This is a genomic window from Stenotrophomonas sp. YJH_SMC_36, from assembly GCF_059369935.1.
In genome coordinates this window covers 1-14820 of sequence record NZ_JCAFTD010000001.1, presented here as the reverse complement: position 1 = coordinate 14820, position 14820 = coordinate 1, and the positions used below count along the sequence as shown (strand labels likewise).

Below are 14820 nucleotides of genomic sequence, written 5' to 3'. Positions count from 1 at the left end.
ATGGGCTCGGCGCTACACCCGCAAGGCAGCGCCGGAGTGTCCGGCGCTGCCCCTCATCACATCAGAACCGCAGGTCCGCGCGCATGTACCAGTAGCGGCCACGCGGAATGTCATAGGTCGACGCGTCATAGCCGTTCAGCGAGCACGACAGGCAGATCGGCGGATCCTTGTCGAACACGTTGTTCAGGCCAGCGGTCAGCTGCAGTCCCTTCATCCAGTCGATCCTGTAACCCACCTGCAGATCATGGAAGGTGGTCGCCGAGAGCGTGTTGGTGCCCGCCACCTGGTTGCTGCACACCGGGAACGCCACGGCGTCGCCACAGTCTTCGGTCAACTCGGAGATGTGCCGCACCGTCCAGTTCGCGCTCCAGTTGTCCAGTGTCCAGCCGATGCTGGCGTTGCTGGTCCATTCCGGAATCGAGCTGTCGGCCACTTCCACGCCCGGCTTCTGTGGCTGCCGCTGGCCGGCCGCACCGGTGGCCTCGTAACGACCGACGAAGGTGTTCTTCCAGCCCAGCTTGAACTGGCCGATCGAGGTCTGCGGCAGGGTCCAGAACAGGTCCACGTCCCAGCCATCGGTCTTGATCGAACCCAGGTTGGTCAGTCGGTTGTTGAAGCTGCTGACCGCGCCGGTGCTGGCACGGGTGATGCCATCGCAGTACACCGGATCCAGCGTATCCACACACAGGTCCAGCTGGGTCTGCGCGTTGATCGCCTGGATCGCGCCATCGATGTTGTGGCGGTAGAACGTCACTTCCACGTCGAAGCGCTCCGACCAGGAGGTGTTGTTGCCGAACCACGGGCTCCAGACGAATCCGGCACTGAAGCTGCGTGAACGCTCCGGTTCCAGCTCGCGGTTGCCGCCGGTGGTCACCGAGATCTGCGAGTTGGCCTGCTGGAAGCCGGCCGGCACGCCCAGCGCGGCACAGTTGGCGGCGCTGCCACGCGGCGGCGTGCCGCCCAGGCCGATCGAGCACGGATCGAACAGCTGCAGGTCCGCGCGCGCGGCCGAGCCGTACAGTTCGCCGATCGACGGCGCGCGGAAGCCTTCGGCATAGGTGGTGCGCAGCACGAAGTCATCGGTCACCTGCCAGCGCAGGCCGTACTTGGGCGTGAACTCACCACCGAAGGTGGAGTAATCCGAGTAGCGGCCTGCCAGACTCAGGTCGAGCTTCTTGCCCAGTGCCGAATCGGCGAAGATCGGCACGCTCAGTTCCAGGTAGGCTTCATTGACGTCGTACGAGCCGGAGGTCGGCTGCGACGGCACGCCGTTGTAGTGACCGATCACCGTCAACGGGTCGGGCTGGTACCAGCCTTCGTACTTGCGGTACTCGTAACCGGTGGCGAAGGACAGCGGGCCGGCCGGCAGGTTGAACAGATCGCTGGACAGATTGGCGGTGAACAGACTCAGCTCGTTCTGGCTGCGGTCGCGTACCACCGGCTGGATCCAGCGCAGCATGTCCGGGGTGATGGAACCGGCACCGCCGAAGATGTTCAGCGGCACGCAGCCCGGCGTCGCCGCACATGCGGCAGGATCGCCCAGCGCCAGGTTGACGTTGTAGATGTTGTAGCTGCCGTAGTTGGTCTGTTCGGCCTTGTTCTTGCTGTACATGCCGTTGACGTCCCAGAACCAGCTGCGGTCGGCCGCCTGGAAGTTGCCGACCAGGCCGGTGGCGAAGTACGTGGTGTTGACCTCCTGCTCGAACACGCGCGCGCCACCTTCCACCGGGCGGCGGCCGACCAGGCTCATGTTGCCGGACGACACCAGGTCGAAGCCGAACGGGTTGTAGGGATTGAGCGCCGAGATGGTGATGTTGTCGGCCAGCGGATTGCCAGTGGCGCCATCGGGGCCGAAGAACAGCGGCTCGGGGCCAGCCTGGTTGGTCGACTCGCGACGGTTGCCCAGTGCCTTGACGTACCACTGCACGTTGTCGGTGATGTCAAAGCGGAACTGACCGAAGAGGCCCTTCCGCTCCGACGGCGTCAGCACCATGTTGTACTCGGCGAAGTTGAAACGGTCAGCGCTGGTGAAGCAGTGGTAGTCGTCAGTGCGGTTGCAGCCGGCACTGCCGTCATAGCGTGGATTGCTCACGCCGGTGTTGGGCACGATGTTCTGCTGCGCGCCCGTGTTGGGGTCGACGAAGGCGAAGCGGCCCTGCGGAATGGCACCGCTGCCGAAGGCCAGGCCGGTACCGGGAATCGGGAAGCGCGACTGTTCACGGTCCTTCGCATACACCGGATCCTGCTTGGTCCAGCTGGCGCCGAGGAACAGACTGAAGCGATCACCGCTCTTGCCCCAGGCCAGGTCCACGCCCTTCTGCGTGCCGTCGCCCTTGCTGTATTCGCCGTAGTTCAGGGTCACCTGGCCGCCATCGAAATCACGGCGGGTGATGATGTTGACCACGCCGGCGATGGCATCGGAGCCGTACAGCGACGACGCGCCGTCTTCCAGCACTTCGATGCGCTCGACGATGGCCAGCGGAATGGTATTGAGATCGGTCGCGGCGCCGACACCCGACGCCGATGACTCATTGACCCAGCGGATGCCATCGACCAGCACCAGCACGCGCTTGGCCCCCAGGTGGCGCAGATCGACCTGCGCCGAACCCGCACCGACGCCGCTGCCATCCGGGGGGAAGCCGAAGTTGCCGGACGAATTGAACTTGGCATTGAGCGCCGAACCGGAGCCGGTGAGCTGCTGCAGCACTTCGCCGATCGAACTCAGGCCGGTGCGCTCGATGTCGCCGCGCGTCAGGGTCTGGATCGGAACCTGGCCCTCCACTTCAGCGCGCTTGATGCGGGTACCGGTGACTTCGACCGCGTCCAGGTTGGTGGTGGACTGTGCGGCGGCGCCCAGCGGTGCCAGGGCAGTCACGCACAGGGCGACGGCAACCGCCAGGGGGCGGTGGTGCAGGTGATTCATTCGCTCTCTCTCCAAAGGAATGTCGGGACATTGGCTGCCGTACGCCCCTCCTGCATGGCGGCAGCGTCTCCTTTGTAAACAAGTAGTCAAAATCACGGCGTGATGACCGACACCCTTTCACGCGGGCTTGACGCGATTGACGGGCAATCGCATCAGATAGCGACAGATTCTGTGCCGTGTCCCAGCCTTGGCGCGCTGACCACGCGCCTGTTGCGACAGCAGGTGCCGGCATCCGCGGAGTGCTCCAAAGCACTCTTGGTTGAGGGGCTGTCCATCGACAGCCCCTCATCCGCTGCTCAGCGCACGAACGCAATGCGCTCCATGCCGGTGGCCTCGGCCGCCGCCAGGATCCGTGCCATCCCTTCGTACTCGGCCGCCGGATCGGTCGCGATGCGCAGCTCCGGCAGGTTGCCGGCGTACTTACCCGCCTGCGCCTGCAGGCGCGACTGCAGATCGGCAATGGCCAGAGGCTGGCCGTTCCAGCTGAGCTGGTTGGCTGCATCCAGACGCAGTTCGATCGGTGGCGGCGGGTCCGGCCGGGCGACCACGCGATCGGTCGCCTGCGGCAACTGCACTGCGATCGGCCGGGCCACGATCGGTGCGGTCACGATGAAGATGATCAACAGCACCAGCATCACATCCACCAATGGCGTGACATTGATCTCCGCCAGCGGGCCATTCCTTCCTGCGCTACTGAACGCCATGTGCCGCTCCCTGCAGCCGGGCGGTTCGCCCGGCTCTGACGTTACGCCGGCATCCCGCCGTTGCGGCAGAGGCTGCATGCACCTGCATTCAGCCGCCGTTGCCTTTGTCTGGCGTGCACGCGATGCGAAACTGAATTCAGCCAGTGCCCGCTATGCTGGCGCCATGACCCGACGCTCTTCGACCGCCCTGTCCCTGCTCCCGCTGGCCTCCCTGCTGCTGATCGGCTGCGCCGGTGCCCAGTCCCTCGATGCCCAGAACGCGCAGCTCAAAGCCGCCATCGCCGCTGCCGAACGCGGCCAGTTCGATCCCGGCCAGGCCGCCGCGCTCAGCCGCCATCCGGCCTATGGCTGGCTGGAGTACGCCAATCTGCGGCGCAACATCGACACGGTCGACACTGCGCAGGCGCAGGCCTTCCTCAAGCGTTACGAGGGCCAGGCCGTGGCCACCACCTTCCGCAGCGTGTGGCTGCCTTCGGTGGCACGCCGGCAGGACTGGCCCACCCTGCTCGCCAACTGGGTGCCTACCGACAATCTCGGCCTGCGCTGTGCGCAGTTGACCGCCCGACAGGTGACCGGCGGCGTCGATCCGCAATGGATCAGCGACGCCCAGGAGCTGTGGCGCCGGAACGGCAAGTCACTGCCCGACGGCTGCGATGCGGTGTTCGCCGTGCTGCAGGCCCAGGGGGGCCTGAGCGACGCACTGCGCTGGGAGCGCATCGACGCGGCCGCCGACGCGCAGCAGCCGGCGGTGATGCGCAGCGCCGCGCGTGGACTTCCCGCCGCCGACCTGGCGCTGGCCAACACCTATGCCGCGTTCGTCGACAAGCCCAATGCCAGCGCACTGAACTGGCCGCGCAATGATCGCAGCCGGCGCATCGCCACCGACGGCCTGGTCAAGCTGGCCAAGGCCGATCCGGATGCCACCGAGCAGCAGCTGCCGCAGTACGCGCAGGCCCTGGGCCTGAGTGCCGAGCAGCAGGCCCAGGTGCGCTACCAGATCGCGTTGTGGACGGTCGCCTCCTACCTGCCTGATTCCGCGCGGCGCCTCAATGCAGTCCCCGACGCCGCCTACGACGAGCGCCTGCATGAATGGCGCGTGCGCGAAGCGATGTCGCGTGGCGACTGGCCGGCGACCCTGGCGGCAATCCGCAAGATGGGGCCGAAACAGCGCAACGATCCACGCTGGCGCTATTACGAAGGACGCATGCTGGAGAAGACCGGGCAGGCACAGCAGGCACAGTCGCTGTTCCGGGAGGCCGCGCGCACGCCCACCTTCCACGGCTTCCTCGCGGCCGACAAGCTGCAGCAGGGCTACACGCTGTGCCCGTGGAAACCCAACGACAGCGAACAGGCCAAGGCCGCAGTGGCTCGCGATCCTGCCATCCAGCGCGCAGTGGCGTTGTTCCAGATCGATCGCGCCGGCTGGGCGGTGGCCGAATGGAACAGCGCGCTGTCGCGCTTCGATGACACCCAGCGCCGACTGGCCGTGCGGGTGGCCCAGGACAACGGCTGGTTCGACCGCGCGGTGTTCTCCCTCGGCAAGCAGCCGCAGGAGCAGCGCCTGTATGACCTGCGCTTCCCGCTGCACCATGACGCCACGATCCGCCGCGAATCGGCGCGCAATGCCATCGACCCGGCCTGGGTCGCTGCGGAAATCCGCGCAGAAAGCATCTTCACTCCGCGCGCGCGCTCGCCTGCCAATGCGATGGGCCTGATGCAGGTGCTGCCGGCCACCGGTGCCGCCGTGGCGAAGTCCATCGGCCTGACCGGCTACGGCGGTGCCGACAGCCTCTACGACCCCGACACCAACATCGCCATCGGCACCGCCTACCTGCGCCAGCTGATGAACAAGTACGACGGCCTGCCCTATGTGACCATCGCCGCCTACAACGCCGGTCCGACGCCTACGGCACGCTGGCAGAGCCAGCGCCCCGGTTTCGATCCCGACCTGTGGATCGAGACGATCAGCTACAAGGAAACGCGCGAGTACGTCGCGCGCGTGCTGGCCTTCAGCGTGATCTACGACTGGCGCCTCAACGGTGACGCCCTGCCGCTGAGCGACCGCCTGATGGGACGCCTGGTCGACAAGCGCAAGAGCTTCAGCTGTCCGGCGGACGCGGGCCAGGGCGGCGACTGATTCGGCTCTGCGCGCCGGGCATGCCATCATCCCCGCCATGAAGATCTATCTTGTCGGCGGCGCCGTGCGCGACCGCCTGCTGCAGCGTCCCGCCGGCGACCGCGACTGGGTGGTGGTCGGTGCCACGCCCGCGCAGATGGAAGCGCAGGGCTTCAGCGCCGTGGGGCGGGACTTCCCGGTGTTCCTGCATCCGCAGACCGGTGAGGAATACGCCCTGGCCCGCACCGAGCGCAAATCCGGCCGCGGTTATCGCGGTTTCGTGGTCGATGCCGATCCGGCGGTAACGCTGGAAGAGGACCTGCAGCGCCGCGACTTCACCATCAATGCCATTGCCTGCGACGAAGACAGCGGTGCGCTGGTCGATCCTTACGGCGGCGTGCGTGACATCGAGCAGCGCGTGCTGCGCCACGTCGGTCCTGCCTTCGTTGAAGATCCATTGCGCGTGCTACGCGCGGCCCGCTTCATGGCCCGCTTCGCCCCGCTGGGGTTCACCGTTGCCCCCGAAACCATGGCGCTGATGCGCGAGGTCGCTGCCAGCGGTGAGCTCGACGCGCTGGTACCAGAGCGCGTCTGGCAGGAACTACGAAGGGCGCTGGCAAGCGAACGGCCTTCGGCGTTCCTGCGCACCCTGCACGAGGCGCACGCACTGGGCCCGGTCCTGCCCGAGCTGGAAGCGCTGTATGGCGTTCCGCAGCGTGCCGAGTTCCATCCGGAAATCGACACCGGCCTGCACCAGGAGATGGTCAGTGACATGGCAGCGGGACTGGCCCCGGGCGATGACCTGGTCGGCTTCGCCGCGCTCACCCACGATCTCGGCAAGGGCCTCACCCCGCCGGAGGAATGGCCGCGCCACATCATGCACGAGCAGCGCGGCATTACGCCGCTGAAGGCGCTGTGCGCCCGCTTGAAGGTCCCGGCCGAACACCAGCAGCTGGCGGAAGCGGTCTGCCGCGAGCACTTGAACGTGCACCGCATCGACGAGCTCCGCGATGCCACCGTGCTGGAACTGCTCGGTCGCTGCGACGCGCTGCGCCGGCCCGAACGCATCGCGCGCATCGCCCTGTGCTGCGAGGCCGACAAGCGCGGACGGCTGGGATTCGAGGACAGTGACTACCCGCAGGGCGAAACGCTCAAGCGCCTGCATCAGGCGGCGCTATCGGTACAGGCACGGGATCTGGATACGACGCACCTGAAAGGCCCGGCGATTGGTGAAGCACTGGCCAGGGCGCGGGTGAAGGCGATTGCGGCGGCTCGGTAATCCCCTATTTTCAGGTTCTCCTCCCATCTGAGGGGAGAGGCTCACGGCCGACACGCCAGATCGTGGTTGTCGAGACTACAAACCGGGGCAGGTCAAATGCCGACGCAGCCAATCTTGCGTCAAGTCTTTGGAGCAGCCCACGCCTCAGACTCCGACAGCTTTCGCCCTAAGGCCGCCATTGCCTCATCCGGGAACTTCGGAAGTCGGCCCGTGCTGAACGTCTTGAACTTCTCGCCCGGGTCCAAAGCCGGGCCGGCATCGTTCATGTATTGGCGAATGTGCTCCCAAAGCTGCAGCAACTCGAAATCGTCCCCCCACCCCTTGAAGCCGATATTCACCTCACTGGCGACCTTCGTGGGGTCGTCTTCACGTCCGAAAACCATCGTCAGGATGTATGTCCAGCGAGCAGAACTCATGCCAGCAGTGACCTCGAGAATTCTGTATGTTCGAGGTTGAAGACTCTCCCAACTGTGCCGTTCAAACTTCACCGGTTGAAATTCAGAGATCCGTATGAATGACGGCATCTTGGGCACAGACACCCATACCTCCTTAGTCCCCCTATTAAATATGACCGGAAAATCGGACGGCATTAGAACCAATCCGCGGAAAAGCACACTGAATGTACTAAACCCAAAAAATAATCCGAACAAGCCAGCACATCCAATGCCAAGGGCCAACCCTGGCTCTTGAGCAAAACCCTCCCCAAGCTTGATAATAAGATGCGCGCAATAAATGCCAATCAAAATCATACAGAACGATGGAATTAGCCCAAACCACGCAAGAGCGGATAAGCTGGAAGCTCCTCTCAATCCACTTACAACCACTCCATTCTCATACACCCCCAGTATTACATCTGACGATGAGGGGCCACTGTGAACTCGGGCACCGTCAGCGGAATTCAGGATCCGGCGCGGTTGAGCTACACCAACCTGCCCGGCGCCATTAGTTCGCTTCTTTGCAAAATCCGTATCAAAGAAGGGCTCCTCGCCCTCCCACTCTTCAACCAGAACGTCGCCATACCGCTTCCTGGGTCTATTCATTCACCCAAAATCCTCTCGTAGACCGACCTCCTCCGTTTTTCAGCAGCGGGGCTCTTTAGAGCTCACATTTCATCTGGCCCGCCGCCAATAACAGGGCCATTAGGCCCTCGTAATTTCCCAAGCCTCGGATTCCGAGAGCTTTCGCCCCAAGGCCGCCATTGCCTCATCCGGGAACTTGGGAAGTCGGCCCGTGCTGAAGGTCTTGAACTTTTCGCCTTGGTCCAAAGCCGGGCCGGCATCGTTCATGTATTGGCGAACGTGCTCCCAAAGCTGCAGCAGCTCGAGATCGTCTCCCCAGCCTTTGAAGCCGATATTCATTTCACAGGCGACCCTTCTTGGATCATTTTTTTGACCAAATACTAAGGTAAGAATATAGATCCAGCGGGCAGAGCTCGCCCCTGGAGTAACCTCTAAGATCCTATACGTTCGAGGTTGAAGATCTGCCCAGCTGTAACGTTCAAACCTCACCGGATGGAGCTCAAGTATCCGGACAAACGATGGCAGCGTAGGAACAGCCACCCATATATCCTTCGCACTCCTATTAAAAATTACAGGAAAGTCCGATGGCATTAACACAAGAACACGAAATAAAAAACTAATTAAACCAATACCAAACAGAAATCCAGCTATTGAAATAAAGAAAAAAGAAATGGCAATACCGGGCTCAAAAACAGCATTGGCGCCCAATCTAAACAGTACATTTGCACAAAAGATCGCTACTGCAATAAGACCTAAAGCAGGAAGGAATCCGAACCACGCCAGTATAGAAAGACTTGCATTACCTCTCAGCCCACTGATCAGGATACCGTTCTCATAGGCCGCCAGAACAACTTCGGACGACGAGGGACCACTATGAACTCGGACATCGTCAGTAGAATTCAGAATCCGGCGCGGTTGAGCTACACCAACCTGCCCGGCGCCATTAGTTCGCTTCTTTGCAAAATCCGTATCAAAGAAGGGCTCCTCGCCCTCCCACTCTTCAACCAGAACGTCGCCATACCGCTTCTTGGGTCTATTCATTCAACCAAAATCCTCTCATAGACCGACTTCCTCTGTTTTTCAGCAGCGGGGCTCTTTAGAGTTCATGGTTCATCTGGCCCACCGCCAATAGCAGGGCCATTAGGCCCTCGTAGTTTCCCAAGCCTCGGTTTCCGAGAGCTTTCGCCCTAAGGCCGCCATTGCCTCATCCGGGAACTTGGGAAGTCGGCCCGTGCTGAAGGTCTTGAACTCTTCGCCCGGGTCCAAAGCGGGGCCGGCATCGTTCATGTATTGACGAATGTGCTCCCAAAGCTGCAGCAACTCGAAATCGTCTCCCCATCCCTTGAAGCCGATGTTCACCTCACTGGCGACCTTCGTGAGGTCGTCTTCACGTCCGAAAACCATCGTCAGGATGTATGTCCAGCGAGCAGAACTCATGCCAGCAGTGACCTCGAGGATCCTGTATGTTCGAGGTTGAAGACTTTCCCAACTGTGCCGTTCAAACCTCACCGGAATAAATTCAAAGATCCGTATGAATGACGGCATCGAAGGAACTGTCACCCAGACATCCTTCGTTTTCCTGTTAAAAATCACCGGGAAATCCGATGGCATCAGCACCAGAATACGAAACAGAACACTGAATCCACTAGTTCCAAAGAGTGCACCGAACAAGGTCCCAAATGCGAAGCCAAACGCAACGCCGGGCTCATGCACCAGAAACTCCCAGCCCCCCTTGAGCAAGACAGAGGCACCAAAGAACGAGGACGCGACGAGACCCAGGGCTGGAAGAAATCCGAACCACGCAAGTAATGAAAGACTTGCGGACCCTCTCAGGCCGCTAATCATGATGCCGTTCTCATAGGCCGCCAGAACAACATCGGACGATGAGGGGCCACTGTGGACTTGATCGCCGCCAGTGGAATTCAGGATCCGGCGGGGTTGGGCCACACCAACCTGTCCGGTGCCGTTAGTCCGCTTCTTTGCAAAATCCGTATCAAAGAAGGGCTCCTCGCCCTCCCACTCTTCAACCAGAACGTCGCCATACCGCTTTCTGGGTCTATTCATTCAACCACCATCCTCTCATAGACAATAACGTCCCCTCCATCAAGAGCGTCTCGAATTGTGAGCTCCACCGCCAAAGCCGAGAATCGACTACTCTCGACATGGCCGGATATTGTCAATGCCTCAACCGAGACATGATCCATCCTGCCTTCTGATACGCCCTGGCCCCAGTTCTCTCCGGCATTGCCCAACTCATCGGTGGAATAGCGGGCGATGCTCTCCATCCCTGCCGCGCCCTGACCGCTCACAAGAATATTTATTCCCAGCCGTTTCCGAATCTGATCTACAAGCTTAAGCGTGACCAAAAACTCCCTAGTGAACCTTGCACCGGAGTCATGGGCGGTCACGCGTTTCACTGCATCACCGATGATCACGTCATCCGCAGATGCGACATTCTTCCAGCTGAACGCGCTTCTATACTGCGCATCCACCTCAACACCCAAAAGAACTTTATTGAGTTCTCCAAGTTCTTCCTCCTGCGTGACCCAACGGGTCGAGATCCACCTCCCCCAAATAGTCCTGGCCGCCCAATCCTCGAGAGGAAGCGTCATTAGAAGCGAGGCAACGAAACCGAGCGCAAGTCCGAGAATCACAAGGACGATGCCCCACCCAAGCCATGAAGTAGTTGTGCCAAAACTCTGAACAAAGATGGATGCTGCGTATAGAGCAAGAGCGAACCCACCAGCGAACAGCGATACCCCTTCTAGGAAATGCACTACAGCAGCACCACCGCGCCCATTCTTCAAATCGTCCGCAGAAGCAACAAAGGCCTGCGCCGAATCAATGAACGAACCAATAGCCGCAAACAGAGCAACCGTGGCCTCCAGACGCTTGGCAAGCCCCTTCTTGAGAACATTCTGCGCGTACGATTTCGCGACATCGAGGAATGCCGAGACCACTCCTAACCCTGCCGAGAAGAAACTGAAGATGGCATCTCTGCGCTCCTTCGCTGTGCCAACCTCCATCTTCTTCCATGCTTTGGCTACTTCCATCGCGTGAATGATGCCGGCACCGGCACTCATCACCGTGGGCACATCGGCAATCACCTTGGGGGTGGCCGAAGCCAGGCTCATCAGACCGCTGGACCCCATCGTGATGGGAGCAGCCGCAACTACAACTCCCGTCATCATCGATCCCGGTGCTGGCCGCGCATTTGCCACGGATTGCCCCGGCTGGACCGTGGATTGAAGCGCGCGCAGTTGCTCTTCACTCTGGTTGGTCCACAGATGCAGCTTCACTCGCGTATCAGCCGCTTCACCGGCACCTGCAAGCTGGAGCGAGCTTCCGCTTCCAATCACCAGGCTCTTCACGCCATTGCGCTTGCCGGCCGGCGTGTCGGCCGCAGCCGCAGTGAATGCCCTTGAGACCTCCCGCCACGCGCGCCCTGCCATCCGCAGAGGGGCATCAACAATCAGATGTGTAATCTGCGGGGCTGCTCGTTTGACCATACTGCTCAACAAGGCCATGACACGGTCGTACAGAAGCGGGGAGAGCGTCTTCTTCACTTTCCCTGCGCCAAGCGCTACGGCGCCCACCATCGCGATCAGCGGGCTGGCATACGCACGTGCAAGAATCCGCAGCGTGTCAACGTGCTTCACGGCCAACGCGGCCGCCTTCCCGCCCTGGTTGGACTCGCTCAGCTTCTCTGCCAGATCAAGCAGATTGTTGAGAACCTCAGTGGCCTTGTTTCTCTGGCCCTCTTCGACGCTCCACCCGGAAAACTGCTCAAACGCGTCTTTCTGATTGCCCAGCATGGCCCTGACCAGCAGATTGTCCTTGTTGCTGGGATCATCCTTTACGAAGTCGGCGTACCACTCCACAGCCTCGTCGTCGATGGGCCCGCCGTGCAATAGGTTGGCGACCACCTGGCTGTAATAGATGCCATCTTCGGGGCTCGTCTCATCGAAATCGAACCCGGTGACCAGCTTGCGGCCATTCCACGACAGAAGATCGCGGTGATCCCCCTGGATGTGCTTGCGCAGTGCCTTGTCTTCAGCGGAGTACCTACCAAACTCCTTCAGGTAGTCTTCCCAGCCCAGTGACTTTCCGGTGACGGTGTCGCGAGTTTTGCCGGACGCCTTCTTCTTGATCTTATCGATCAGCTCAAGCGCGTCGGCCTCAAAAGCGCCGCCGGCTACGTGCACAGTCCCGTAGCCGTTCTGTCCGCTTGAGGCGACGCCTTTACCCCACGGGCCGTTCATGGGAATGGCGAGCGGCGACCAGCTGGCGGACGAAGGAACGATGCCTGCCTTCTGGCGGGCCTCGAACTCTGTCTTCGTTATCATTTCCGCACGAAGATCCATTGCAGACATCGCAGGCGGATTGCGATCACGGAAGTCAGCCTCCCGCACCCTGGCCTGCTCAACCAGCATCTGCTGAAGCCCCACCAGCGTCACTGCAGTCTGCAGGCGTCGGGCACCGTCCTTCTGCGCCATCAACCACGTCACAGCCTTGCTGGGCAGTGTCAGGCGCAGATGCGCGGCTTCGTGGGCCATGCCGACCGGGTCGCTGACACCCAGGATCAGAGGCTGCCTGGCGGCTGGATCCCTGGATGCGCCCGCGATTGCAGCCGCCGCCGCGGCAACGTCCTTGGCGGACTCGCGCCGCTCTTCGGTCTGCGCATCTTCCGAAGCCGGCTTCTCTGGGACCTTGCCATTCTTGTCCAGCGCTACCTGCCCTGGACGATGGGGATTTCCGCGCAGGCCTTCAAGCAAGCGACCGCGCTCGACGTCGTAGTCCGCAATTGCGCCCTGTATCGCACCATCCGTGAGCGCCAGCGCACGGCTGCTTTGACCGGTGGACGCGTTCAGGCGAGTAAAACGCTGGTTCAGAAGCTCCGGGTCTGCCGCGTAGTTCTGCCTTACCTTCACGGATAGCGGCACTTCGCTGAAACCTATCCAGACCTCACCAGCACGGGAGGGCTCTTTGATGTTGATCAGCATAGCGGCGGCATAGCCCGCCGCGCGCTCACAACTGAAGCGCGGCATTTCCTCTGGCAGAGGTGGATTCTCCAACGGAATGGGGCTGACATAGCCTGCCTCGTCGACAGCGTAAGCCTCCCAACCTTCTCCACCGATCAGCGCATGCATTGCTGGAGTCTGATAGTAGACGTAGACGTACCCTGTCCTCAGCGCACGCATGACATAGTCGGAGAACTTCAGGTCGGGCGCGGAAAGCCCGGCCATCAGTTGACGTGTCTGCACGGCTGATCTGGCCGCGTATCGTGCTTCCGCCAGCCCCGGCCGGGTAAGCAACACGGGCAGACCAGACTTGACACATGACGCGCAACCGCCAGCACCGCACGTCTTGGTTCTCCTGGCAGCGGTGATGGCGTTGCTCGAATATTGATTGCTATCACCTGAAGCCATGAATGCTCCCTCCTTGAGTGGCCTCCAGATAGCGAGCGCCGGATCGGCCTTGTCGGACGGCCAGTGCCATGGCGTCCCACCTGCTATCGGGAATCGCAGCAAGGGCCAAAGCGAGATTCGTGGCCTGTGCCTGGGATGTGGCAACAAGTCGCCGAAGCTCTGGCGACCTGAGAACGTGATTGTCTACCTGCAAGGCGTACGCTCCGAGGAGCACGCGATCATGCAGGCTTTGGGCGCCAGCGGCCTGCGCCTCGGATAGCGCGAACTCGGCCAGATCGAGGTAGTTCGCCGGAACGGTTGGTGCGAATCGCCGCCATCCTCTGAGCATGCTCTGCACAGCCTCGCACTCGTCAAGCATGCTCCCATCGAACTTCCATAGGAGCCCAGTGCGCTCCCGCTGTGGTGTCATTGACACGCGGAGTTCAGCGACACTCGAATCTCGCCCCAACACCAGGATCTGCGTCGTGGGTCCTGCCATGAAGGCCTGCTGGGCGGCGTCCAGGCGGCGCCAGAGCCACTTGAGTACCCGCCGATCCGCAAGGCGCAGATACCGGCGCCCCTGCCCGGCTACTCGAATCGTACAGATCGTGGCCCAATGTCTGGCCATCTCATCAGGCTCGGAGTCGAAGCCGACCCAAGGCCCAATGGCGAACCCGTGCTCTGCCTCACTATCGGGGTTCCGCTGCTCTTCCATTGCCTCAAGGCAGGTGGCGTGCAGCAGCGCGACGCCATCAGAGGTTGCTTCCAGCAGAAGCAGGTACGGAAGGCGCGATGGCGTTTTGTCACGAAGCGGCACATTGATTCTGAGTTTGGTTGCTCCCAGCTCCGCGACAAGCCCATCATCAAGTGGGTCGCGCACCAATGGATCGATGATTGCGCCTGCCCAGCGCGGCTGGCGCGGACCATGCAATCTTTCACCCACATCCCGGATCAACGATTCAAGCGAGTGATGATTCATTTCAGATAGTTGCAGCGCCGGCAGCTGCCAGCTGACTGTCCTTGGTTGGGCACGCTTTGAGATCTGCGGCAAGCACGGCGAGTTGCCCCACCACACTCGCCGGCCCCAGCCATTCGCGCTGGCTCGCCTTGAATTCCACCTTGCCCGGCGCGCCCAGTTCGATGTTGTCGCCCTCGATCCGGATGTAGGCGCCGGCCGCCGTCGCCAGCAGATGCTTGCTCGGTGCCGACAGCTGCACGTCCGCTTCGGTGCTGGCGATGCGTACCTGCGTCTTGGCCGCCACGATCGCCTGGTTCTTGTGCGCACGCGCACTCACCTTGCCCTGTGCCGCATGCAGCGCGATGCCGCGCTCCTGGTTCGGGCTCTCGCCGCTGGGTTCCATGCCGGCGGTG

10 protein-coding genes are annotated in these 14820 nt (G+C 61.7%); 2 read left to right on the top strand and 8 right to left on the bottom strand.

Annotated features, from left to right (window positions below):
• Window positions 1–61: 61 nt before the first annotated feature.
• Window positions 62–2923 carry a TonB-dependent receptor gene (locus AC5P76_RS00050; RefSeq protein ID WP_065181748.1) on the bottom strand — a complete coding sequence of 954 codons (2862 nt, stop codon included), beginning with the start codon at window positions 2921–2923 and terminating at the stop codon, window positions 62–64.
• 296 nt (window positions 2924–3219) lie between these two features.
• Window positions 3220–3627 (bottom strand): ExbD/TolR family protein, encoded by a 408-nt coding sequence (locus tag AC5P76_RS00045; RefSeq protein WP_053519873.1) that lies wholly within the window; start codon window positions 3625–3627, stop codon window positions 3220–3222.
• Between the two features lie 163 nt (window positions 3628–3790).
• Between AC5P76_RS00045 and AC5P76_RS00040 the strand changes: the two genes are divergently transcribed.
• On the top strand, window positions 3791–5764 hold the full coding sequence (locus tag AC5P76_RS00040; RefSeq protein ID WP_253120437.1) for a transglycosylase SLT domain-containing protein: 1974 nt from the start codon (window positions 3791–3793) through the stop codon (window positions 5762–5764).
• A gap of 37 nt (window positions 5765–5801) precedes the next feature.
• The gene (locus tag AC5P76_RS00035) at window positions 5802–7022 is read left to right on the top strand and encodes a multifunctional CCA addition/repair protein (RefSeq protein ID WP_253120440.1); all 1221 of its coding nucleotides are present in this window, start codon (window positions 5802–5804) and stop codon (window positions 7020–7022) included.
• Between the two features lie 119 nt (window positions 7023–7141).
• Here AC5P76_RS00035 and AC5P76_RS00030 read toward each other — a convergent pair whose 3' ends face one another.
• From AC5P76_RS00030 to AC5P76_RS00005, 6 genes are all read right to left on the bottom strand, one after another.
• Entirely contained in the window at window positions 7142–7771 is a 630-nt protein-coding gene (locus AC5P76_RS00030) for a DUF6708 domain-containing protein (RefSeq protein WP_346475443.1), read from the bottom strand.
• 390 nt (window positions 7772–8161) lie between these two features.
• A complete protein-coding gene (locus AC5P76_RS00025) occupies window positions 8162–9082 on the bottom strand; it encodes a DUF6708 domain-containing protein (RefSeq protein WP_253120446.1) in 921 nt (306 codons plus the stop codon).
• A gap of 99 nt (window positions 9083–9181) precedes the next feature.
• Window positions 9182–10105, bottom strand: coding sequence for a DUF6708 domain-containing protein (locus AC5P76_RS00020; protein ID WP_253120449.1), 924 nt, complete (start codon window positions 10103–10105; stop codon window positions 9182–9184).
• The gene (locus tag AC5P76_RS00015) at window positions 10102–13470 is read right to left on the bottom strand and encodes a T6SS effector BTH_I2691 family protein (RefSeq protein WP_253120451.1); all 3369 of its coding nucleotides are present in this window, start codon (window positions 13468–13470) and stop codon (window positions 10102–10104) included. Before AC5P76_RS00015 ends, AC5P76_RS00020 begins: the two co-directional genes overlap by 4 nt.
• Entirely contained in the window at window positions 13457–14428 is a 972-nt protein-coding gene (locus AC5P76_RS00010) for a DUF4123 domain-containing protein (protein WP_253120454.1), read from the bottom strand. The genes AC5P76_RS00015 and AC5P76_RS00010 overlap by 14 nt, the downstream gene beginning before the upstream one ends.
• A gap of 1 nt (window position 14429) precedes the next feature.
• Window positions 14430–14820: DUF2345 domain-containing protein (locus tag AC5P76_RS00005; protein WP_495222573.1), on the bottom strand; the 391-nt coding region annotated here is incomplete at its 5' end.

Coding starts and splice junctions, on each gene's coding strand:
- AC5P76_RS00050 (WP_065181748.1), bottom strand. CDS start 2,923: ATGAATCACCTGCACCACCGCCCCCTGGCGGTTGCCGTCGCCCTGTGC.
- AC5P76_RS00045 (WP_053519873.1), bottom strand. CDS start 3,627: ATGGCGTTCAGTAGCGCAGGAAGGAATGGCCCGCTGGCGGAGATCAAT.
- AC5P76_RS00040 (WP_253120437.1), top strand. CDS start 3,791: ATGACCCGACGCTCTTCGACCGCCCTGTCCCTGCTCCCGCTGGCCTCC.
- AC5P76_RS00035 (WP_253120440.1), top strand. CDS start 5,802: ATGAAGATCTATCTTGTCGGCGGCGCCGTGCGCGACCGCCTGCTGCAG.
- AC5P76_RS00030 (WP_346475443.1), bottom strand. CDS start 7,771: ATGATTTTGATTGGCATTTATTGCGCGCATCTTATTATCAAGCTTGGG.
- AC5P76_RS00025 (WP_253120446.1), bottom strand. CDS start 9,082: ATGAATAGACCCAAGAAGCGGTATGGCGACGTTCTGGTTGAAGAGTGG.
- AC5P76_RS00020 (WP_253120449.1), bottom strand. CDS start 10,105: ATGAATAGACCCAGAAAGCGGTATGGCGACGTTCTGGTTGAAGAGTGG.
- AC5P76_RS00015 (WP_253120451.1), bottom strand. CDS start 13,470: ATGGCTTCAGGTGATAGCAATCAATATTCGAGCAACGCCATCACCGCT.
- AC5P76_RS00010 (WP_253120454.1), bottom strand. CDS start 14,428: ATGAATCATCACTCGCTTGAATCGTTGATCCGGGATGTGGGTGAAAGA.